Source organism: Telmatobacter bradus (assembly GCF_048629425.1).
GTDB lineage: Bacteria > Acidobacteriota > Terriglobia > Terriglobales > Acidobacteriaceae > Telmatobacter > Telmatobacter bradus.
This window is the reverse complement of record NZ_CP184532.1, coordinates 675,364-698,538: the sequence shown is the minus strand read 5'-3', so window position 1 is coordinate 698,538 and position 23,175 is coordinate 675,364. Positions and strand designations below refer to the sequence as shown.

At 55.9% G+C, this 23,175-nt stretch carries 20 protein-coding genes; 1 reads left to right on the top strand and 19 read right to left on the bottom strand.

Annotated elements, in window-relative coordinates:
* Nucleotides 1–8: 8 nt before the first annotated feature.
* The 3 genes from ACOBR2_RS02955 to ACOBR2_RS02945 all read right to left on the bottom strand — a co-directional run bounded on the left by ACOBR2_RS02955 (nt 9) and on the right by ACOBR2_RS02945 (nt 5,057).
* Entirely contained in the window at nt 9–2,438 is a 2,430-nt protein-coding gene (locus ACOBR2_RS02955; RefSeq protein ID WP_420238581.1) for a hypothetical protein, read from the bottom strand.
* A gap of 294 nt (nt 2,439–2,732) precedes the next feature.
* Nucleotides 2,733–4,841, bottom strand: coding sequence for a prolyl oligopeptidase family serine peptidase (locus tag ACOBR2_RS02950; RefSeq protein ID WP_420238580.1), 2,109 nt, complete (start codon nt 4,839–4,841; stop codon nt 2,733–2,735).
* Nucleotides 4,842–4,850: 9 nt separating this feature from the next.
* Complete coding sequence (locus ACOBR2_RS02945) at nt 4,851–5,057, bottom strand: hypothetical protein (RefSeq protein WP_420238579.1); 207 nt, start codon at nt 5,055–5,057, stop codon at nt 4,851–4,853.
* 133 nt (nt 5,058–5,190) lie between these two features.
* Between ACOBR2_RS02945 and typA the strand changes: the two genes are divergently transcribed.
* Nucleotides 5,191–7,059, top strand: a complete 1,869-nt coding sequence (gene typA / locus ACOBR2_RS02940; RefSeq protein ID WP_420238578.1) for a translational GTPase TypA — start codon at nt 5,191–5,193, stop codon at nt 7,057–7,059.
* Between the two features lie 244 nt (nt 7,060–7,303).
* Here typA and purK read toward each other — a convergent pair whose 3' ends face one another.
* From purK to ACOBR2_RS02860, 16 genes are all read right to left on the bottom strand, one after another.
* Nucleotides 7,304–8,476 carry a 5-(carboxyamino)imidazole ribonucleotide synthase gene (gene purK / locus ACOBR2_RS02935; protein WP_420238577.1) on the bottom strand — a complete coding sequence of 391 codons (1,173 nt, stop codon included), beginning with the start codon at nt 8,474–8,476 and terminating at the stop codon, nt 7,304–7,306.
* Nucleotides 8,473–8,964, bottom strand: a complete 492-nt coding sequence (gene purE, locus ACOBR2_RS02930; RefSeq protein WP_420238576.1) for a 5-(carboxyamino)imidazole ribonucleotide mutase — start codon at nt 8,962–8,964, stop codon at nt 8,473–8,475. The genes purK and purE overlap by 4 nt, the downstream gene beginning before the upstream one ends.
* Nucleotides 8,965–9,022: 58 nt before the next feature.
* On the bottom strand, nt 9,023–9,250 hold the full coding sequence (locus ACOBR2_RS02925) for a hypothetical protein (protein ID WP_420238575.1): 228 nt from the start codon (nt 9,248–9,250) through the stop codon (nt 9,023–9,025).
* Between the two features lie 35 nt (nt 9,251–9,285).
* The gene (locus ACOBR2_RS02920; RefSeq protein ID WP_420238574.1) at nt 9,286–11,598 is read right to left on the bottom strand and encodes a hypothetical protein; all 2,313 of its coding nucleotides are present in this window, start codon (nt 11,596–11,598) and stop codon (nt 9,286–9,288) included.
* Nucleotides 11,599–11,631: 33 nt separating this feature from the next.
* Nucleotides 11,632–12,612, bottom strand: coding sequence for a hypothetical protein (locus ACOBR2_RS02915; protein WP_420238573.1), 981 nt, complete (start codon nt 12,610–12,612; stop codon nt 11,632–11,634).
* A complete protein-coding gene (locus ACOBR2_RS02910; RefSeq protein WP_420238572.1) occupies nt 12,609–13,067 on the bottom strand; it encodes a hypothetical protein in 459 nt (152 codons plus the stop codon). The genes ACOBR2_RS02915 and ACOBR2_RS02910 overlap by 4 nt, the downstream gene beginning before the upstream one ends.
* Before the next feature lie 73 nt (nt 13,068–13,140).
* Nucleotides 13,141–13,575, bottom strand: coding sequence for a hypothetical protein (locus ACOBR2_RS02905; RefSeq protein ID WP_420238571.1), 435 nt, complete (start codon nt 13,573–13,575; stop codon nt 13,141–13,143).
* Between the two features lie 3 nt (nt 13,576–13,578).
* Nucleotides 13,579–13,935 carry a hypothetical protein gene (locus ACOBR2_RS02900; RefSeq protein ID WP_420238570.1) on the bottom strand — a complete coding sequence of 119 codons (357 nt, stop codon included), beginning with the start codon at nt 13,933–13,935 and terminating at the stop codon, nt 13,579–13,581.
* A gap of 392 nt (nt 13,936–14,327) precedes the next feature.
* On the bottom strand, nt 14,328–15,296 hold the full coding sequence (locus ACOBR2_RS02895; RefSeq protein WP_420238569.1) for a hypothetical protein: 969 nt from the start codon (nt 15,294–15,296) through the stop codon (nt 14,328–14,330).
* Nucleotides 15,297–15,496: 200 nt separating this feature from the next.
* On the bottom strand, nt 15,497–15,898 hold the full coding sequence (locus ACOBR2_RS02890; protein ID WP_420238568.1) for a hypothetical protein: 402 nt from the start codon (nt 15,896–15,898) through the stop codon (nt 15,497–15,499).
* A gap of 69 nt (nt 15,899–15,967) precedes the next feature.
* Nucleotides 15,968–16,504, bottom strand: a complete 537-nt coding sequence (locus tag ACOBR2_RS02885; RefSeq protein ID WP_420238567.1) for a hypothetical protein — start codon at nt 16,502–16,504, stop codon at nt 15,968–15,970.
* 4 nt (nt 16,505–16,508) lie between these two features.
* Nucleotides 16,509–17,648 (bottom strand): phage portal protein, encoded by a 1,140-nt coding sequence (locus ACOBR2_RS02880; RefSeq protein WP_420238566.1) that lies wholly within the window; start codon nt 17,646–17,648, stop codon nt 16,509–16,511.
* A 446-nt stretch (nt 17,649–18,094) separates the two neighbouring features.
* The gene (locus tag ACOBR2_RS02875) at nt 18,095–18,982 is read right to left on the bottom strand and encodes a DUF3037 domain-containing protein (protein ID WP_420238565.1); all 888 of its coding nucleotides are present in this window, start codon (nt 18,980–18,982) and stop codon (nt 18,095–18,097) included.
* Nucleotides 18,983–18,995: 13 nt separating this feature from the next.
* Complete coding sequence (locus tag ACOBR2_RS02870; protein ID WP_420238564.1) at nt 18,996–19,868, bottom strand: HipA family kinase; 873 nt, start codon at nt 19,866–19,868, stop codon at nt 18,996–18,998.
* A gap of 97 nt (nt 19,869–19,965) precedes the next feature.
* Nucleotides 19,966–21,495: a terminase gene (locus tag ACOBR2_RS02865; RefSeq protein WP_420238563.1), complete on the bottom strand. Its 1,530-nt coding sequence runs from the start codon at nt 21,493–21,495 to the stop codon at nt 19,966–19,968.
* A gap of 189 nt (nt 21,496–21,684) precedes the next feature.
* Nucleotides 21,685–23,082: an IS1182 family transposase gene (locus ACOBR2_RS02860; RefSeq protein ID WP_420236173.1), complete on the bottom strand. Its 1,398-nt coding sequence runs from the start codon at nt 23,080–23,082 to the stop codon at nt 21,685–21,687.
* Between the last annotated feature and the right edge of the window lie 93 nt (nt 23,083–23,175).

The window sequence follows — 23,175 nt, the reverse complement described above, 5'->3', positions numbered from 1 at the left end:
GTTGCAGATTATTCGGTAGCGCGCGGCTTGACCACAATCACCGACGCCGGTACCACGGTGGAAGTGCCCGTGTATGAGCATCCATCGCTGGAAGTGCTGCAAGCTGGCAGAGCAGGGGTAAGCTGCTTGCTGTCGGTGGGCAGGCTGGTGCTGCTGATGGTGGACGGAATCGTGATGTAGTGCACCAGATTGTCGCCCGCCGTGGAGACGAAGAAGTAGTTGTTGTCGGGGCTGAAGGCACCGGCAATCGGAGCCGAAATCGAGCTGCTGCCGGTCAGCGTCACATAGCCAAGCGTACCCAGCGATCCCTTGGTGGAGGACGGAATGTAGTAGGGCAAGGTTGCGCCGGTGCTCGACGAGCTGGCCGAGTAGGTGGCAAAGGCAATGGCGGAGTTCGGCGAAGCAACCACCTGATTCACAGCCGTAGGCGTCACGCCAAGGCCGGAAGACGACAGCGTCGTCTGCGCAGGCGTAGTGACCGCGCTGCTCCAGCTATTGCCCGTAAGCGTAGTGCTGCTGTAAGTGCAGGCGGTGGGAACGCTAATGCTGCTGGCCGTCTGCACAGGCAGCGTGAAGCCGAAGTCGCTCAGCACAATATCGGAGGAGCTGTAGTAAGCGCCGAGGATGTGATTGCCGTCGTTGGTGGCAGCCAGCACATCGTTCTCGACCGTGTTGTTGATGTAGGCCTCGGGATAGAGCTGCATCGTGGAGGCGACAGTTCCGCTGGGGCACCAGGAGTGGGCCGAAGTACCGCTGGTACCAGCCAGGAATGCGCCTAGGCCAGGCACGGTGATGGCTAGGTTCTTGGCACCGCCAATGTCGGTCAGGTCGTAGGTGCTCCAGCCTGTTGCCACGTTGTAAACGTAAAGCTTGTCGCCGTGGTTGGTGCCTGCCGTGGCATAGTCCACCGCGTACATGGTTTTGGAGTCCGGCGTCCAGGCAGAGGCCACTGCGTAGCCACTCTGGGATTGGTAACTGGCAGCAGAGACGTTATAGAGGTAGAGATACCCCTTGGTCTGATCGTTGATCAGCGCATAGCTGCTGCTGGGCGAAACTGACAACACCACACCGGGAACGTTGGCGTCCTGCTTGGTGATGCCGTTGGTGGATGTGCTGTAGATCATCAGCTCATAGTAGGAGCCGAAGTAAAGGCTCGAACCATCCTGATCCATCAACATCGAATTGGGCACATAGGGCAGGCGCACCGTGGAACCGGCATTGCCCGTGGTCATATCGATGGAGACAAAGTCCTGCGACTGACCGGGAGCACCAAACCAGACATACTCGCTGGCCGTGCCGGGTACCGTAATGTTGACCGCATTCGAGGCCAACGACAGACCCGTACCGTACAAACCGATTTCGGTGTCCGGAGTCGGATTACAGGTAGAGGGCTGGCAGACGGCATAGACGGAGGCCGCGCCAGGATAGGTGGTGCTGACACTTCCGCTGCTGACGCTGATGTCCGCCGGATTGGTCGACTGATAGTCGAGGCTGAGGCCGGTGATAGTGGCACCAGTGGTATCGGTGATCGTGGTAGTCAGCGACTGCGTCGCGCCCTGGGTAATGGAAGCGGTCGTTTTTCCACTAGCGGTGGTGAGCGCGATCGATTTGGGTGGGCAGGTGGAAAAATCACCTGCCGACGAGGCCGAACCTGCAACCGAGGCCGTGATCACTGTGGTACCAGGCAACAGCGCGGTAATCACGTTGGAGGTGGAGTTGATGGAGGCCACCGCGGAATCGCTCACCGAATAGGTGAAGGTGCCCAGCGACGAAGCGCAGGTGGGAATAGTCGCACCAGATGCCACGGTACAAGCGTAGCTGGTCGTTCCTGAAGGCGCACAGAACTCATACTTATTGCCGCTGCTATCCGTATAGCAGGCCTCAGCATCCAGCGACGCCGTCGTATTCTGCGAATAGCATTTGTCCTGGATATTCGTATCCAGTGTCACCGAGGTCACCTGCTGATGGACATAGACCTCTACAGCATTGGAAGTGACCGAATTGGCCGACGCCGTGATGTAGGCAATGCCGTAGGGCAGGCCATTGGTCGAAGGCGTGCTGGTCGGCTTGCTGCAGATCGTATAGTCGGCAATGCCGCCGCCGGAATTGCGATTCCAGGTACCGGCGCAGATGTAGCCGGCCGGCGAAATATCCACCAGGCTGTTGTTGGTCGTGCCGTAGGTATACGAGCTTACGCTGGCACTGGCGCCCTTGCAGGTGTACGCGGTAGGCGTAGAAACCTGCTGGGTCTGCCCGAACGACAGCGAAATTCCAGCCGTCTGCGGTTGCAGCGTGATGGAGTACACATCGTCAATCCCGGCACCGTAACCAAGTCCATTGCAGGTGTTAGCACCCGGGTTGCGTGTGCAGCCGGTGAGAGTGATGCCGGCAGGAAGGGCCAGGCACAACAAACAAACAAGCGTCAAAAACCGCCGCATGAATCCTCCCCGCCCCGCTGTTTCGATCCGCAGAACGGTCTTTGCAAAGCTCTTGAAAGAATCGGGTTAGGACACCCCATCCCACAGCCATTCGCAGACTTGTGGAAGGGAACTATACCGCTGGAACACACCAGGCAGAGCGTCTCGCTCTTTTGCTACAGTACGAGACGGCTTTCCGCAGAGGCTCCAAGGGAAAAGTGTAACAGGACGAGCCTCTGTCTGACAGCAGCCGACAGAAGGCGGGGTCCATGCAGTGATAGACGCCCGCCGTCGTCGATGGAGAGCAAAAACAGACTACGGAGTGGGAGGCATTTGACGAGCGAACCAATCAATGGCCCGCACAAGCACGTCCCGGCGATGGACAGGATCTGTAAACCCATGCCCTTCATTAGGATAGACCACAAGCTGCGTGGGAACGCCCTGCGCGCGCAACGCATGCCATAGTTCGAAGGACTGCGGCGCAGGGCACTCGCCATCGCGATCGCCCACAATAATTAATGTGGGCGTCCGGGCCTGCTTGATGTAGCTGATGGCCGAACTTTTCGCGTAAATCTCCGGATCGTCGTAGACCGAAGCGCCAAAATAGGGCAACATCCACTGGTCGATGGAGTTTTCTCCGTAGTAGCTCTGCCAGTCAGAAATACCGGCTCCAGCCACCGAGGCGCGGAAGCGGTCGGTCTGGGTGACGGCGAACATGCTCATGAAGCCGCCGTAGCTCCAGCCGGTGAGACCCACGCGTTTGGCGTCGACGGGGTATTTGGCCAGCACCGCATCCACGCCCGCCAGAATATCCCGCAGATCGCCATGGCCAAAGTCCTTGCGATTGGCCTGCAAAAAGGCTTCGCCCTGCCCAAAGGAGCCCCGCGGATTGGGCAACAGAACAAAATAGCCCAGCGCAGAGAAGGCAGCCGGGCTCAGCCCGCCGCTTCCTCCCCAGTGCGAGCTCTCCGCCCAGGCCGGACCGCCGTGCACTTCCACAATCATGGGATATTTTTTGGCCGGATCGTAATCCTTGGGCAGAATCAGCCAGCCCTGCACATGAAAGCCCTCGTTGGTCCACTCCAGCGACTCAGAGCTGCCCCAGGCCGGCTGAATACCGTCATTCAGGTGGGAGAGCTGGCTCAGGCGTACGTTGCCCTGAGCTGCGGCTGCAGGCTCAACCATATAGATTTCCGAGGCGTGCTCGTAGCTGGAGGCACGAAAGACGAAACGCGTATGGTCAGCGGTGGGCGAAAGGCTCAACACTGCGTCATCGGCACCTACGGAACCGGGCAGGACGAAAGGCGCACGGTCTTCCATGACCCGCAACGAATTGCCCTCGGCACCGGGGCTGAGTTTGAGGCTGGCCAGACGGCTTTTTCCGGCTGCCAACTCGGTAACCCATAGATGGTCCGGGCTCGCCCAGGTGATCCACTCCGGCGTAGCGGCCCGGCCCGGCGTCAGATTGAGAGGCCGGCCGCCAGTGGCTGGAACCGCCCAAACGTCTCCACCGGTAGCGCCCTGATCGCTCATCAAGCCACCGATAAAGGCAATCCACTTGCCATTGGGCGACCAGCGAGGCAGAGCCATCTGCATGCCGTGCAGCGGGCCACTCACGGTCGTAGGATCAAGAATCGCAAGGGGTTCGCCGCCTACCTGCGGCATGCCGATCGGCTGCGTATAGAGCTTGGCCACCCACCAGTTGTTTTCGCCTGGAGGGTTGGCGGCAATGTAGGCAACGGATTTGGAGTCGGGAGCCCAACTGAATTCGTATAGATGCAGTGTGGCGGGCGAAAGCAGGGTGGGCGCAGCGTTATTCTGCGCCGTGGCGGGCACTACGGCCAGCCGCTGTACCTCAATTCCGTCCTCGCCAATCACGCCCGAAGGGGCATTCATGGCCGCCAGCGCTCCCGCCCGACGGGTTGCTCCCTCCACATAAAGGAAGGCAATCGAGCGGCCGTCCGGCGAAAAGGCCGGCTGGTCCAGTTCGCCATGCAAATGGGTCAGGCGACGAGGCGCAGTGCCATCCAGATGCGTCAGATCCAAATGCGTCAGATATAGTTCCATCTGTCCGCCAGAGTCGCCACAATCCGAGGCAAAGGCCAGTGCACTGGAATCGGGTGACCAGAGGATCTGGCCCTCATGGCAGTGGCTTTCGGCGCCAGCAGCGGCCGTAATGCGCTGACTTTTGGCCAGATCGCCCACTCCGGCCACGTGAATCTCAGAGCCGTTGTGCCCGCCCTGCATCCAGGCCAGACGTTTTCCATCGGGAGAAATGGCCACCCGGCTGATCGACTGCCCCCGGTTCAGGCTCTGCAGCAGCTCTTCCACATGGGAAGAAGCGCTGCTTTGGGCAGCAGCAAGAGGAAGCATTGCCACGCCAACTAGCGCTGCGGCAAAAAACTTTGTGAAACAGTTACGCATAGCACGATGCTACGCCAGAGTGGCATAAGGCCAGATAAGTAAACCGTGTGAACAGAAGGTTTCCGCCCCAAAGCACGGCACGGTTAACCGCACATTGGCGGGATCAAGATCACCAAAGATTGAAAATTCAGGAAATTCGTCACGGAAATGGGCAGGAATCGCGCACTCCAGTGAGACGCTCAACGCCAGCCTGCTGATAAAATAAAGTTGCCGCATCGAGTGGCTTCCGCCGTCTACGCAGCTTCCCAATCGCCCGACGGCATGGATTGAATCTGAGCGAAACCGCCAGCACGCACCGGCCGGCTGCCAAAAACCGGAGCGGATTGCTCTGCGCGGCGCACGCTCACTCATGGCTGCAACGAAGCTGACAGCCGAACCAGAGAAAAGGACCCGAATACCTGTGAGCCAGACGATTCGAAACATCGCCATCATCGCCCATGTTGACCATGGCAAGACCACTCTTGTCGACGCCCTGCTGAAGCAGGCCGGAACCTTCCGTGCCAACGAGCAGGTGGCCGACCGCGTGATGGATTCCAACGAGCTGGAGCGCGAGCGCGGCATCACGATTCTGGCCAAAAACACCGCCGTCCACTACGGCGGCACCAAGATCAACATCTGCGACACGCCCGGTCACGCTGACTTCGGCGGCGAAGTGGAACGCGCCCTCAAGATGGTGGACGGCGTCATGCTGCTGGTGGACGCTGCCGAAGGCCCGCTGCCCCAGACCCGCTACGTGCTGGCCAAGGCACTCGAAGCCAAGCTGCCGCCCATCGTGGTCATCAACAAGATTGATCGCCCCGATGCCCGCCCGCAGGAAGTGCTCAACGAGATCTATGACCTGTTCATCGATCTGGACGCGACCGAAGAACAGCTCGACTTCCCCGTGATCTACGCCGTAGCCAAGAACGGCCTTGCCACGCTTGACCCAGCCGTTCCGGGTGAGGATCTGAAGCCGCTCTTCGAGGCAATCCTGAAGACCATCCCCGCAGCCACCGGCGACGAAGCCGCTCCGCTGCAGGTTCTGGTCACCAACCTCGACTACTCCGAGTACTTCGGCCGCATCGCCGTCTGCCGCGTCTTCCAGGGCACCCTGCGCGCTGGCGACGAAGTCAACATCAGCAAGCGCGACGGTTCGCTACAGAAAACCAAGATCACCAAGCTGTTCACCTTTGAAGGTCTGAAGCGTGTCGACAGTGAAGTGACCGAAATGGGCGACATCATCGCCGTAGCTGGCGTGGAAGGCATCACCATTGGTGAAACCATCACCAGCCTTGAAAACCCCGCTCCGCTGCCGCTGATCGTCATCGACGAGCCGACCATCGCCATCCAGTTCAGCGTGAACAACTCGCCGTTTGCCGGACGCGAAGGCCAGTACGTCACCAGCCGCAACCTGCGTGAGCGCCTGGACAAGGAACTGCTGACCAACGTCTCGATTCGCGTGGAAGAAACCGGATCGCCCGACACCTTCAAGGTTCTGGGCCGTGGCGAACTGCAGCTGGCTATCCTGATCGAAATGATGCGTCGCGAAGGCTTTGAGCTGATGGTTGGCCGCCCCGAGATCGTCACCAAGGTTGTAGATGGCGTACGTCTGGAGCCGGTTGAGCACCTCACGATCGACGTGCCGGAAGCATATACCGGCGTGGTGATCGAAAAGCTTGGCCCGCGCAAGGGCGAAATGACCAAGATGCACAATCATGGTTCAGGCCGCGTACGCATGGAGTTCCGCGTACCCAGCCGTGGCATCATTGGCCTGCGTAGCGAAATGCTGACCGAAACACGCGGCACCATCGTGATGAACGCCCTTTTTGATGGCTACATCCCCTACCAGGGCGAGATTCCGCAGCGCCCCACCGGCGCACTCATCAGCGACCGTCAGGGAACAACGACCACCTACTCGCTCAACGGACTGCAGGAGCGCGGTGTTCTGTTCATCGGCGCGGGCGTTGAAGTCTACGAAGGCATGATCGTCGGCGAGCACTCGCGCGACAACGATCTGGACGTAAACGTAGTACGCGAAAAGAAGCTGACCAACATGCGCGCTTCGTCCGCTGACGATGCCGTCCGTCTGGTCCCTTGCAAAACGCTCAACCTCGAGCAGGGCATCGAGTTCATCGCCAACGACGAACTCGTGGAAGTGACTCCCAAGTCACTGCGCCTGCGCAAGAAGGTTCTGCAGGCCAATCGCCGCCCCAAGTCGTGGGATAAGTCGCAGGACTAACTCCTTACCTGGAAGTTACAACCAAGAAACAACGAGGGCGACTCACTACAGTGAGTCGCCCTCGTTGTTTCTATCTATATTTTTAGAGCATTTCTCCAATACACGTGCAGTGTCGAATTGCGTGCAAGGTGGCTTTTTCTTAAGGAAAAAGCCCCTCGGCATCCAGCTTTCGCTCTACAGCAATTGGAGAAATGCTATAAAGGTGATTTCCGGGGTCGTTTTGAAGCCTGCAAGGCATAGACCTTTACAGTCTGCGCTTGGCCTCAAGCACGCGCTCAAGCGCCTCTTCCGCCGTTGCTCCCGTCGCCGAAAGATGGCCCATCTTGCGGCCCACGCGCGCTGAAAGCTTCTCGTAAAGATGCACCTGCACACCCGGCACAGCCATGGCTGCTGCAAAGTTCGGCTTGCCGTTCGCCTCGATCCACACTTCGCCCAACAGATTGACGATGGCGCAAGGAGAAATCAGCGACGTATCACCCAAAGGCAAATTGCAGGTGGTGCGCACCAGTTGCTCAAACTGGCTGGTTACGCAGCCGCGCTCGCTCTGGTGATAGCTGTTGTGGGGCCGTGGCGCAAGCTCATTGACGAATAACTCGCCCTGCTTAGTGACAAACATTTCGCAGCAGAGCAAGCCCTCGATCCCGAGCTTATCGACAATCGCCGCTGCCAGAGCCTGTGCTCGCGTTTCCAGTTCGTCGGGAACGCCCGCAGGCAAAACACTCCAGGCCAGAATCTGATTCTCATGATGATTGCGCGCCGCCGGATAGGAACGCACTTCGCCGGCAGGATTCCGCGCCGCCATCACGCTGATCTCGCAGGCCAAATCGAGCGCCTGTTCGGCCACTGCGGGCGCGGCACCAATCGACTGCCACGCTGCGGTAATATTCTCCGCGCTGGCGGGAGCATCGATTCCAATGCGAGCCTGTCCGCGGCCATCGTAACCACCGCGGCCAATCTTCAGGAAGACGCGATTCTCAAGCACAGGCACGGCGGCCTGCAACTCTTCTTCGCCTTTCACCACGCGGAAAGGCCCCACCGGAAAACCGTTCTCGGCAAGCCACCCCTTCTGCAGAGTTTTGTCCTGGATAATGCGGATCGGCTCAACGCCCGGACGCAGCGGAGCCAGTCGCGCCACATTGCGCAGCGCATCCACGCTAATCTGTTCAATCTCCAGCGTAACCGCGTCGGCACCTTCCGCCAGGCGACGTGCAACGTCGGTTTCGTCCCAACGCCCCACCATGGTTTCATCCACCACAAAGCTCGCCGGGCACTTCGCCTCGGGATCCATCACCCGCACACGATAACCCATTGAGCGCGCCGCCATGGCCGTCATGCGACCTAACTGGCCGCCGCCCAGAATGGCGATCAAGCCACCGGGCTGAATGCTTTCAGTTTTTGAAAAGGAATCGTTCGTCACGCTGGCAGCTCCTGATCAAGCACTTCCTGCGTACGGGCCAAGCGCCATGCGGCCAGCCGTTCGTAGAGTGCGGCGTCTGTGCCAGCCAGAATTTCGGCAGCAAACAACGCGGCGTTCGCAGCACCAGGCTTGCCAATCGCCAAAGTTCCCACCGGAACCCCCTTGGGCATCTGCACAATCGACAACAACGAATCCATGCCATTCAAAAGCGTGGCCGGAACCGGAACACCCAGCACCGGAACCAGCGTCTTGGCTGCCAGCATGCCCGGCAAATGCGCCGCACCGCCCGCACCGGCAATAATCGCCCTCAAACCACGCTCCCGCGCCGTTTCCGCATAGCGATACAGCAAGTCTGGCGTGCGATGCGCACTGACGACCTTGGCCTCATGCGGAATCTCAAGGGCCTTCAAAATATCTACCGCAGCCGAGAGCACTTCATAGTCGCTCTTGCTGCCCATTACGACGCCAACTAACGGCTGATTGCTCATGACTCTAATTATACGAGGCTCTGTTTTCCTCTTTTTAAAAACTTCTATCTGGAATTTTTCAGTGCCTGCGCCAAGCCTCGAATGCAACCTCCATGACGGCAAAAACAACACTGGCTGCGGCCAAAACCCCTTTGGCGCGCTGCCAGTTTTGTTCATGCCTTTCCAGACGCCGTTCCAGTTCGGCAATGCGGCCGCCATTGCCATCTCCCAACAGACCATTCATTTGATTCTTCAACACACTCAAGTCGCTCAGAACCTGCGCCTCGAACTCATTCATCATTCGCATGAGTCTGACTCCATCCCCATCCCGCTGCACATTCCTCACGACGAAAACGGCAGGTTGATCAATAATGCCGTCGAAAATTCAGAGTAATTCGGCGGCGTAGAAGCATCGTACATGCGAATGTAAAAACGGTCGTTCGCGGATTCACGAGCGAATGTAATATTTTGTGCGCTTGTCCGCGTCACCAGGTCTGTATCCTCTCCTGCCCTGAAGACGAAATCCCGCCGCCGTATCTCAAATCCGCCGCCCGTCACGGGAGTAACTCCCGTATTGATCGTCACTGTCGTGCTGCTCAGCATTGTTACCGTCAGCGCATTCAGGTTCGACAGGAGCGTTGGCGAAACAACCGCGGGCAGCCACGTATCGTCTGGCACCGTCGTGCTGGTCTTCACTGCCAAGTCATCTGCCCAGTCATTGGCAAATGCAACGGTATACTCGATCAGATCCGGCATGCTCGACTGATAGGTAATCTTTACGCTGCGCACCACCACCTGCACATCAAGGCTCAACGAACTCGCCACTAATTCGAGCGCATCTCCAGGCCAGACATCGGAAGCAAAACAGAAATTCGTGCCCTTAAATCTTCCACTCCACAGTGCGCTCACGCTGGCCGCTGCCTGCTCGATCACCAGTGCCGCATTTCTGCAGTCTGCTGAAGTGCGTGCTGCAGGAGTTGTAACCGTTCCAATCCATGCAGACTCGGACGGGTATCCAGCCGCTGCCAGCGCCGTCTGGCTTGACGTATTCACTGCCCGTCCGACGGCGCGGCCAATTGTGCGATAACTCACCGCCACATGTTCGCCACTCGCCGGTGCATAGCCGCTATAAAACACTAACTCGCCCGTCCGCTCCACATGGCACTCGGCGCTTTCCGCAGTCGTCCCAAGCCGCCTTGTATAGGCACCGCCACTGGACGGTGTGCTTACCACCCACGCCGATCCGATGTTTTTCAGCTCAATCGAACTCATGCTACCAATCAGATTGATACTGCTTGCCGCAACTGCATAACAAACTCCCGGAAAGTTTGTAAAAGCCCCATCGTAAAGCGTAACTGGAGTCGCACCGACGCTATTCACATACTCCTGAACCTCCAGCGTCACGCTGGCTGGGCTCAACGTCCACGTGCCGCCTACACTGATCGCTCCATCATCCCCGGAAGACCGATAAATCTGTTCCGCACGATAAAACTCCGGACAATGTACGCGCAGGCGCAAAGCATATTGATTCGAACTGCTGAGGGTGTAACTCGTACCCCCAGCTAATCCATTCAGTATCGGTTGAATGGAAACGGTTCCTGTTCCCGTAGCGGAAGTAACCTGAAAACCAGCCACACATCCGTCCACCGTCACGTCTCCGTTGTATAACCCACACAGCACGCCGGAGCTACCTGCATCCAGAAGCACCCCGGCAGCTTCAAACACTACCGTGCCGCCCATTTCGATTGGATCGAGCCATTTCAATACGGCCTGGCCATCCACTCCATTTCCACCGTTCATGGAGAGCCCCTCGGCTCCAATCGTAAGATACTCGTCTCCCGTATTTCCCCAGACGCTACTATTGACCACTGACTCATTGAAGTCTTCATCGATAACAACTTCTTTCGACGAAGACAGGGAAAAAGGATCCGCCGACAGATAAAAATCCAGTGTCGTCCCATCCCCTTCAAAATATTCCGTCACATAGGCAACAGGCTCATGCTCGCCGCAGACTGTTACATCATTGGCGAGTGCCCGCTTCTCTTGTGCCTCAAACACAAGATTCGCCATATTCAGCGTGCCGTCACTCTCATCCAGCTCATGAACGACGGACTGGATAGAACTAAGTTCGAGCACTCCACTTACTGCTCGGTACGTCGCTCTTGCCATCGCTGCGGCTTGCCCCGCGCACTGGCTCCACGATGTTCCCAAACGAAATGCAACGTTCCCCAACTGGCTATCCAGTGTCAATAATTTCGTCGACAGAGCACTTGATCCGCTCTTGTTCACAAGCGATTCCAGCATGGCGCTGACGGTCAGTCCAGTAACATTCTTGCACGCTGCAAGCAAATACTGGTCCAACAGAATTTCGTCGCTGATGGCATAAACAAGATAGCCGTACTTTGGACCTTCAATCCCCAACCCCAAATACTCCGGCACCGGACTCGCTGCAATATAGCCTGTAAAATATACCGTTCCATCATCCCCGGCCACGGATACTGCCTGAAACCGCACCGGAATACTCAATGCGCTGCTATCCGGAAGGCACAAACGAAAATTGCAGATGGAAGGGGCGTTGAGCTTTCTTTCGATCGTCAACAACACACTCGCGTCGAGCGCAGAACTGTAGTCTAACCCCTGCAACTTAACTATCATCTGAAACCTCACCCCTTCATCAAGAGAAGTTACCTACACCTCGGCCCCAGCCGCAGGAATAAAACTCCTGTAGCAAACCACTCTTTCTCCGTCCAAAACATCCGTCACAGGGAGCGCACAAAATTTAGCCTTAAGCACAACTCGATACAGCCCATCTTTATGCTGTGTATCCAAAATATCTTCTACCTCTTCCCCACTGGTCATGGACTGCAGGCGAGGATAGTGATAATAAATACGCTCTCCCTGGCTTCCAACTTCCACAAACAGCGCAGACCACTCCTGATAAAAACTTCCCCCTTCTCGATCAAGAAAGCCAATCACGCGCTGCACCTTTGCGCTGCTCGACGGTACCCCTCCTGGCAGTGCGGACAACAGCGTCAGCCCACTGGAAGTCACACTGGAAACAAGGCCGATATTGAAGGTTACCCGCCGAACATAATCCACATCCGTCAGTGCCGTCTTCACATAAGCCCCGGATACAGGACTGCCCACATACCCTGTCTGGCCGCTATAGTCCACATCAACAGCCACAATTTCACCCGCTGCAAACTGCGGCTCATCTGTGCTACTCAATACAATCGAAGTCGAGGTCGATCCACTCTGTACAGCAACCGCAGTAACTGCTGTCGCGCCATCCGCCGACGCGCTCGCTCCACTTTGTGGTGCAAGCAAATTCATATGTTGCGACCCCGTGGCCAGCGCCATGGTCAGCTTTGTCCACGACAGAAACTGAAAACTCACCTGAGCCTGCAACGTCTCACGCACCTGCTCAAGCGGAGCAGCCGGAATGCCCGTCAGAACCGCCGTAGACTTACTGGCGGACGTACGCTCAAACCCCTTGATCCATCCCAGACTGATCCATGGAGACAGCGGACTATCCACGTCGAAGGACGTGCCTAACTCTGCGGGGTCAAAGAACACAGGCGTCTGCGTGGTCCTGTCGACCGGTGCAAAATACGCCTGCACACGAGGTGTAACAGGAGCCGGTGATGAATACCAGGTCATTGTCGTCATTCCCCTTGCTCTTGATAGCTATATACGGAAACTTTTGCTGTTCGCGTGAGCGTGTCGCGCAGCACTACAGTTGGAGAAAACACTGGGTACGCCCAAAACACATAGGTTGCCATAGCCACTGCGGGAGTCGGTGTGTAACTATATTTCTGCGTACTGTAGGGGGTTAATATCTCCAAAAGTTCTTCATCCATCTCGCTCAGCGCCCGCCCTCTATCCAGCCCACCATAACTCTGTGAACCACTGGTCTGATAGAGGATTTCGCACCCCTCCATCGCCATCGTCGATCCCAGTTCCAGATCGATGCCCAGGCTGTTCCAGCGAAGCACAAAAACATCGTTCGGTATCTGGCTAAAAGGAGCCTCTGCATCTTCTACGAGTACACCAGGACGGTCCACGCCACGGATCAGAATAGTGCGCGATGAGTTCACCGTCGCAAGCCTATTGCGCAATGCCATGTAAAACGAGTCTCTTGCATTCTGCACTGAATCTCTCCCGAAGTTCTTCTGTCACCGTTCGTTTCCTCTGGTTCTATAGTGACTCGGTATGCGTTTCTCGCAGCAAGAGGCGGTACATGTATGTGGTTCCAAACGCCTCATTCGAAGCAATTGCTTCAATCAGGTAGTCCTGCCCTGACACTGTAACTGCCAGCGCCAGATTGAACAAAGCCTGCGCTGAACTCAAATCCAACGCATGCACCTGTGCTTCTACACTGGTTGCTGACACAAGCAATTCCCACTTGGCCTCTCCACCCTCCTTCCAGGTAGGGCGAAGCTTCCGCATGACCACAGGGCTTAACACAACCTCATAAAATGTAGTTGCCATAAGCCCGACTTCAAGTTGATTGGAATCTGTATTGACTCCTGTCACACGCAACTGCGCCGTCGTCCCATTCACACTTCGCAACAACGCATCTGCGAGTAACTTCGGGCCACCTGACGGATTCCGAGCCGAAGTATCGCTCATTTCTCACCCCAACCTAGTCGCCACATAAGGACGCAGCCATACCTGTACCGTCTGATCCACCAGAGAACTTGAAAAATACTGTATCTGCATCGTGTCTATCTTCATGCGACTGGCATTCAACGCTGGTGTTGACTGCGCATTTCTTACAATCTGTGCGCAAGCTGACTTAATATCGTCCCCGATGGTGGCTAGTCCAGCCGTATACGTAACACTGACCTCGTTGTAGGGCACGCCAAGAACGCACCATGGAAGGTCGATCTCCCCTGTGTTTTCGTCATAATCCACCGTACTTATATCGATCGAAGCCCATTGCCCAGGCAGTGAAAATGCCCATGCCAGCTCAAACATCGCTTCATTCAAGCACTCACCTCGACGCGGCTTCGCATAGCGCCCTTCAATGCTGACCAATGGCGAAGTGGCCGTCCCCGATGGGGCGAGAGGAAGATAACTTAATTTCGCACTATGAGAACCTGCCACAAGACGTATTCGTTCCGTATACTCTGTGATGTTAATGTCCGGGCGTCTGCAATAGCTATTGATCAACGCTGTCGCAGCCGTAATCCAGTCCGCTGTAGTAGCTGCTGGTAACCCATAGTTGGTATATTCCGTAGCATCCAAGTACGCCATGCAACTACCCTCTCTCTCAACCTTAATCCATCCGGAAAAATATCTACCATCTTAACTGTATTGGTAACTTGATGAGGCATAACAATCCTGCGGGACGTGGCAGCGTCCCGCGGGATTGTTGCTATTTAGCGATCTACCAGCACTTCGTAATGCGCAAAATTCGCGCCCTTCACAACCAAAGCGCCAAATTTAACCACTACATACTCAAAGGTCAGCGTGTTCGGCAATCCCAACTGAAATACACGCGGCGTCGGATCTCCCAGCCAGTGATACTCAATCAGATCCTCCGTCACAATGTAGGCAGGCAAAACTGCGCTTCCACTTCCTGGCGTACCTGTGTAACTGATACTCCAGTCGGGAATCAGAGGAAGATCGCCCGCCTGAGTAGCGAGCATCTTCACTCGCACGCCACCCACAATGTTTTCGGTATTCAACACCACGTTGAATTCAGACTTCATCTCCTGGTCAATCAAATCCAGAAGAACCGGATTTGCATAAATTGCAGTCGGTCGGACGCGATAGTTCGAATTTGCAACCATCTTGGCTACTGCCGTCTTCAATCCGTTGACAATCGAACTGGTGGTGCCAATCGTCACCGTGTTGCCACCGGCCTCAATCTGCGCAATTGCTCCCATATACTGCAGGGTGGTTGGCGCGCTCAGGCTCGTATCGTTGCCGTTCCACAAGGCCACGTCGTGCGCCACCATCACCCCGCTTACCGTGTCGGCAAGATCCTTGGCCTGCAGGTAAGCAAACTGCTGCTGCTGATTGCCAAGTTCAATGTCAAACAGGTTGTAGTTGATCTGCGCAACAACCGACTTAAGCGGAACGCTTAGCTCAATCCGCGTCGGCGTTACTACCGCCGGAGAGATACTGCGCGGATTCACAAAACCGGCAGTGCTCGGATTCGGAATCGCTGTCTCTTCGAAGAAACGGGACGGATGGCCCGTCGCCGGAACCTGCTTAATCCGCTGCCCAAACGGATTCGACCTCCGGCAGATATCAAACACTTCTGTCTGATACAAGGGAACTTCAATCGCGCCAGGGCCAATGTAATCTGCTGCGGCATGAATATCTGCAAACGTTGCCTTCATAGTTTTACACCCCCTCCATGGGGCCGTATTCGTACAGGTCCGCATTTCGCCAAGTGCTCCCTGACGCACTCCGGACTGTTTTATGCTATGGCTGTTTAGAGAAAAGAAGGATGCTAACTACCTGCGCACTTGCATCCTGAATTTATGGGATGCCTTTTTATAAACAGCCATTGAAATGGCCATTGGACGTAGCCCATCACTTACTGCGCAATCGCACCCGAACGCAGCAACTGACTTTTCACTGCAATCCGCTGTTCAAGGCTTAGGCCGTTGAGTGCCTGATCAAGAGTACGAACGTCAACCGGGCCATCGCCCACACCATACTTCGTTAACATCTCCGCCGCCGCCGAAGGAATCGTACGACGCAAAGAACTCATCACCGAGGCAGCCGAACTCGCCTTCAGCGTGGTCAGCTCTTTTTCGACATTCATCAACCTTTCGGCCAATTCAATTTCACGGCGGCTCTGCTCAACCGTTGCAGAGATGCGCTCCACATTGCCAGCAACCGATTCCTCCCGCTCGTCAAGACGCTTCAGAATGCTTTCCAAAAGTCCGGTTGCCTCTTCCAGTCTGGCTGCAATATTCGTTTCCATCTGTTCCATACTTTTCCTTTCCTGACTACCTCAAATTCACAATCGCTATCTAATTCAACCGTCCCACACAGCACAGACTCAGCGCTTGACCTTAAAGCTAGTGTCTGCATAAGCGGCTTTGCCTCGCAGCAAGATCGCTGCCCCTGTAAACGTGACCCGCGTTAGCTTCCAGATATCGGATCGCACATCCTCTACCTTGGCATCCGAAACCTCATAGCTCATCCCCATCGCGTCGTGGTGCTGCGATAGAATCGAAGCCGTCACTTCCGGAAAATCACGCGCATAAATAAACCCCTGCACATGAAGCTTCCGGCCGATGAGATTGACGTCTGTCAAAATCCCAATCTTGCGCCTTGCATCATGCCCATCCCATCCGGGTCGATAGTCAATTGCCATTCCAAGCAGCGTTGGCAGTGCATCCTCTGCCGCCTGGCGCGTCAACAACACGCGATGCCCTCTGGATCCGCTTGGTGGCCTATCACTCGGCACATCCACCTTCGCCAAAACTCCTTCAAATGGAACTCGATTGGGATGCCCTTCCACCGGAGGAACAAACGCCGACATTGCTTTAATCTGCATAATCCCTCTTAATTCCTGCACCTTGAAAAACTTCACGCATCTATGCCACCTGAGGGTTTCCCTTCTCCGGCAACGGACCCAGCCCACGCATCGCGCGCACTTCATTGATTGTCAATACACCGGCCTGCAGCAATTTCACCTGCACATCCAACTCCGTTTCCTCATCTCGTGCGCTTAATTCGTTAAATACAAATTCAAACTCGTCCCAGCCGATGCATTTACCAAATAAATCCCTGGTAATATGGCCAGCCAGTAACATTGCCAGCGGTGAAATCGCCCCGCGAAACGCCTCATCCGCTAACTCGGACGCGGTCGATTGGTTCACATCGCTTTCCAACCCAAGCAACAGTGGAGGCAAACCAAAAGCATCCGCGACCATGCGTATCAAAAACTCCTGCCACGCAATGCGCAGATCTGCATCTGTTCCCTGGGCAAAGCGCAGCACTTCAGGTTTTTGATCTGCTGAAAGAAAAGGAACTCTCCCTGTTCCTTCAACCTCATCCTGCCACCAGCGAATCATCCTGTCATGCTGTTCCGGAGTCGCACCATTGAGCCAAATCGCATACTGAGCTATCGCATTGCTTGCCAGTTTCCCTGCAAAGCGCTGCGCACTCAGTAACTGATTGATCGACTCAAATGCTACTTCCAGAGGCCCCAAACCAAATGGAGTAAAACTCCGCGGATTCATGCGAATGTACATCAGTTGGTCATCCAGCAACTGCACGGCATTGGACTCCAACTGCCCAAGTACTACCTGCGCATAACGTGGGTCTTCCGGATCACCACTCCACTTGGCATTGATTCGGATCGACGCTCCATCCACAGCCCACATGCGCGCCGGCTTGTTCGCATCCCCTGAGGCTTCCATCTCGATCGCCCCAAATCCACCCGTCAGAGCGTCTTCGATGGCCTGCTCAATCAGGCTCCTGAAGCTATCCGATTCATTCGGTTCTTCCAGGACTATCCGCAACGCCTTTAACTTTTCAGGAAGATTTTCCACCTCTTCGGCATTCACATGCCGCCGGAGTCGAATCTGCCAGTCCATTGCTGCGACTCTGTCCTTGATTACATTGATTGCCCGCCGCACCACAGGAGTTTCTGCAAACTTCCGCAAATTTACCGGCGTAAGTTTTGGTAACAAACGGCCAGGATAGGCAACCGGGCTCAGTATCGAAGGCAAGGGAAGAGTCCTCCGTATTGCGTCCACTTTCTGAGTACCCACTCCGCTCTCCTCTTTTTTGTGGTTACTGGTAGCCTGGCGAAACATTTCGAATATCTTCTCCCCGACTCGCACACGCACCTTCCTTTTTCTGACAGAAAACGACTCCCCGCAGGATATTCCTGACGCCTGGTAACTTTTCACTTTTCTGGGGAGCTATAGCCTTTTCGGAATTACTGCAGACAGAAAATGATCTAGAAGCTGTCTATGATTCGTATCTTATCGCACCCACAAGAAACTATCTGCAAACTCTCAAAACTGATATTACCTGCTACCCGTACAGCATAAATCGCCCGCCATAAAACCTTCATAAACAGCAATACTCCCACCGTACATTACGGTGAGAGCATGTAAACCACCCGATCAATTTATCTCTGCGTATTTCTCTAACGCAGCGTTCCTGCAACTTACATGCGCGGCTCTAACTCCCGCTTTGCTGTCTCGGCTACCCTGTGCATATCAGATGTCGTTAGTACGCGAATATGATTTTCTTCCATTGTTTCAATGCCAAAACGATAGAATGCCCGGCGCTCACTCTCTTCATCTTCTCCAACAAACTCTGTAATCGGCTCGACAATGGCCGTCAATTCCAGTTCCGCCTTTTCAACCCGTTCCACCCCCGCCTTTAAACTTGCAGCCGAAAACGCCAGCACCTTGGCCATTTCCACTCCCGGCTCCAGACTCACGGCATGAAACATCCGAATTTTTCCATTAGGTCGATACCCCATATCAATTCGGAGTGGATCTCCGGGACGAGTATAGTCGGATGCTGCAATGCGCTTCCGCAAAACATCCCATACGCCCGCCTGTTCGAACTCTGCCCGCATGCGGTTCTGTATGGCTGATCGCCCGCTCATCTTGGGTAATCTGACCTTCACATGCGCATCCACGTACAACCGCATTAATTCTTCCATGCCGGCGGGAAAGCTCTCCGCAAGATAAGCTTTCGGCTCCGTTATTTGCACATTCAATGAGAATTGATCCTGCATTTTATGGAGCAACTCATTCTTTGGATCTGCCTGAAGACGTGCCTTCAGTTCGCCTTCCATTCCTTCCAGAAGGTCCGTATCCGCATCCGGGTCCAGGCATCGCACTCGCCGCCAGTCCCTCGTAAAACGCACGTCGATCCTGCCCGTCTCCTGCTCGCGCAGCAGAACGCCAATATGCACAAACTCGTTCCTCACCGCATCCGGCATATACCGGAGCAGATAGAACTCACATGCGCGTCTCTGCTGCCCTGCTTCTTTCATCTTTTTTGCCGTCTGCCTGGCGATCCTTTTTTCTTGGCGCACCATCACGCCGTTTCCTCTACATCGCGCTCCCTATGATGCTACCGCCCCTTCGGTCTTCTTTCCAGCGCGCTCCCCCTGTTTCCATCTCCTTCACCCCCCATTTGGGAAAAGGATTCCGGTCCGATTTCCGAAACATCTCGATATTTTCCCGGATGCGTCCCCGCCTTCGTAGCAGTTTCTCTACCAGCGCTTCCATTTCGCTCAGGTCCCCCCCATACCACTCGGGCGGAACCTCATTCGCCGCATCCCACACCCTGTCCTCCGGCATCTTCTCCAGCCGGGTCAACCATGGCTCAAACGAGCCCCATCCGGTGATGTGCTGATAGACCAGATTGCGATAATAGATTCCCCGCAGCGGCGCATCTTCAAATATCCATTCGCCCGCATGAAAACAATATCCAAAATCGATAAATACAGCTCTATACCGTCTCTCCCGTTGCTTGCGAACAAACACCGCCTGCCGTCCATTCGCATTCCCGGTCCACTTGTCCAGCGCCAGAACTCCCGCAAACTCCTCCAGATTACGCACTTCCAGCAGCTTTTCTTCCGGCAGATAGTCCACCACCTGCCCGGGCATCAATCCACCCACAAAGCGTGACCCAAACTGCAACCCTGCACTGCAACGTTCTCGCGTCTCTCCCAGGTCCATCTCCAGCTCGGGGGTGTGCGCAATCAGCCACTGCGACACTTCCACCAGATCAACTTCCGGCGCCGACAGCCCAGCCGCATGCGCCAGGCGTGAAGTCAAAAACTCATTTGCCAGTACCCGAATATGCTGCGGATTGTTCTGGAACTTCACCACGTACACGTTGCCATCCGCGCCCAGCATCAAATGCCCCTGCGCTCCGCCCCGCATCCGTCGGATCTGCTGCACCGCCAGAACCGCCAATCGCGCTCTCCCGTGACCTGATTTTTCCTTGCCCGAATTGTACATTCAAAGCCGGCACAGATCTGCCCTGCAGCGCAATTTTCTTCCTAACTGTTACTTATTGCCGCCTGGTCAGAATTTCTTCCCGCGCTCCCAGTGCAATTGCCATTGCCATCACCCGGTCGTCATGCGTCCCAGATCGAGCCCCACTTTTTCCATTCGCCAACCGCACAAAACTCCTGCACTCAGCCAGCAGCTTTCTGCTCATGAACCTCTCTGGAGACTCCACCAAAGCAGCATCCAGCCGTCCCAGAACCAGGGGGCGACTCAGCGATGTTGTTAACCAACCTGCCTGCCCGCCCTGCCTGTACACCCGATCTGCCCGAACCATTCTCTCCAGATGGGCCAGCACGCCACTGCCATGATTATTGCGCTCCACCACGATCTTCGCTCCGCAATATCGATCCGCGATCTCCACCGTCTTTTCTGCCAATTCCGATCCACCGATATGCCCCGCATACTCGGCACACTGCATCGCAGTCTCCAAGTCCAGCACTTCAATGGCTGAAAAATCACCTTCGCTTCCCCCACCCGCCGGATCCACTGCCACCAGATACTTCCGCCCCGCAATCGGCGGCAACCACATTTCCATTGCGCCATTGTCCCGCACCTCCACTGCCTCCGGAGCATCCTGCAATCGTGCATCCACTGCCGACAATTCAAAGACGCTTTCGCCACTCGCCAGAAAGCAGCTCTGCTCATCCTCCGCATACTCCTGCCGCGCCAATCCGCGAAAGTTTGCCCGGATCTGCCTTCTATATCCGATCTGCTCTAGCGTCAATCCGTAGCGTTCCCTCAGCAGCCGCTCGTCCTCCGTCAAACTTGCCTCATCCACCGGATCAGCCCGATAGCGGCTCTCCAGCCACCAGGGCAGAAAGTGCTTTACTGTTCCCGTCTCCTCCGCCTTCTGCCACTCCTCATAAAAACAACCGCCAATCCCCTCCGGGGTCGACTCCAGAATCACTTCCGCCCCCGGAGCAAGCGCGGCGCGCAATCCTGCCAGCGTCTCCGCCGCATCCCCCGGCCAGCGTGCCAGTTCTGAGCAGTGCAGGTTCTGCACCGTCAATCCGCGCCCAGCATTGCGGTCTCCTGCGCTCAGCACTCTATACTGCGCATCCAGTTCCGGAAACACTAACTGCCGCACATTGGCCCGCGACGTTTTCAACACTCCATCGCGCAACACTTCCGGCATCCAGTCCAAAAAGCGATACACAATCCGAAAGATCTCCTCGGCCGCCTCCTGCGTATGCGCCACCTCCAGCGTCAACGCACCTGGATGCGTGATCGTCTTCAAAAAAAAGCGCGCAGCGGCCCATGTGGTCAGTCCCATCTGCCGCGCCTTCAGAACAATATTCTTCTGCCCGCGCCGTCTTTCAAACTCGCGCTGTGCTTCATTCGCGATCAATGGCCCAGTCGCTCCATCGCGCGTACGCACGCGCAGCAGAGCCCGCGCGAGCGATATCGCAACTGTCTCTCCGCGCAGACTCTCCGGCCTCCGGTCCAGTATCTTTCCAAAACGCTGTAACTCCTCGCCATCCAGATCCTCAATCCGCAGCATCGGCCCGCTCTGTCTCTTCCCGTTTTTCATCGCTCTCCGGATTCATTGATCTGCATTTTTCGTCGTTCTAGGAGTCTGTCGCTCATAGCGTTTGCGATTTTTGCAGGAGATGTCGGCCTGGCTGCGCAGTACTGGATTTGTCTGTTGCTGTCAGTTTTTCTCTACCGCACCGTATCTTTGAGGCGCGACTCTGATTCGGATTCTGATCTTTCGTTGTTTTTACGCGTTTTGCAGTGCCCATCCGGAGCGAAAGAGCTTCAACAGATTGCTGACCGCGCACACCAGCCTCCACTCTCCGCTCACATTCTGTTTGCCGCGCATGCTGAAGCGACGAAAACCGCGGCACTCCTTGATTTGTCCAAAGACCGGTTCCACGATCGCCTTGCGTCTTTTGTAGACTGCGCGTCCGGCCTCGGTCTTCAACTTATGTTGCATTTGTTCTCGTGCCGTTGCATCTGACGGGGCTTCACCACAGGCTATCTCCGTTGGATCACTATGTTTGTCGCGGCCTGTGGCGATGTATAAGTCGATTTCAGCTACCGTTGCGTCGGTCACATTTGCTTCGCTGAAGTAGCCGGTATCAGCGCTGACTTTCTCGGGCTTTTGGGCAAGATTCTTTTCGATCTGTGCCACCATCGGCAGTAATTGTTTTTTGTCGTTCGTCTCCTGCGTAACCGCGGCGGCCACGATTACCTGCGCGATGGAATCGACCGCGATCTGCGCATTATAAGCCTGTAAAAAGCTGCCTTTATTGGCGCCATCCGGCATGATGCGGCTCTCCGGATCCGTGAAGTTGCGCTGATCCTTGTCTGCGGGTTTTGCCTTGTCCGGATCAGGGGGATTCGACTTGCGACCACGTTTCTTTTTGCCCGCGCGACGATCTTCTTCCTCGTCAGCCTGTTTCTTTTCTGCTTCAGCAAGTTTCTGCTCAGCCTTCTCGCGGGCCTCGTCTTCGAGTGCCTGCTTCGCTTCGCGAATCTTCTGCAACCGGCTCTCGCGTCGCTGTAACTCGTCGGGAAGTTCTTCGCCGTTCCGATCCTTGCCGTACTGCGCGTCCTCGTCGGCATCCGCTTTTTCCGCAGCAGCCAACAGAGCGTTGATTTCCTGCTTCAGGCGCGCCTCGCTCTCGGTCATGCGCTGGTAGCTCATCGCCTTGTGCTTGCTGGCGTTCGCCCTGATCTTTGTTCCATCGATCGACACATGACCCAGCTTAACCAGACCGGCTTTTGCGCACAGCAACAAGGCCTGCGTGAACAGTTCGGACAGCGCAGCCAGATGCCGTTTGCGAAACTCGGCCAGCGTGGCGTGGTCCGGATGCTGGTCGCCGGAAAGATAGCGAAATGCCACGTCTTCCCAGGTATGCTTCTCAAGCCTGCGTGAGCTGTAAACGCCCGTGGCATAACCGTACAAAAGAAGGCGAACCATCATCTCCGGAGCATAAGCCGACTGGCCGCGACCATCCTTCTCGCGATACGAAGCATAGATCGATTCAAGATCCAATGCCGAAACCACATCCACGACAAAACGAGCCAAATGGCCGTCAGGTAGCCAGTCGTGAAGGCTGGGTGGAAACAGAAGCGTCTGGTTGACCGTGTCTGGAAGGAAGTTCTGGCCCATAACAAAATCGTAATCTGCTGGGCCTGGTCTGGACCAGGACCTCGGGCAATTCTATGGGCGACAGACTCCTAGCACAAACAAAAACCGGAGAGC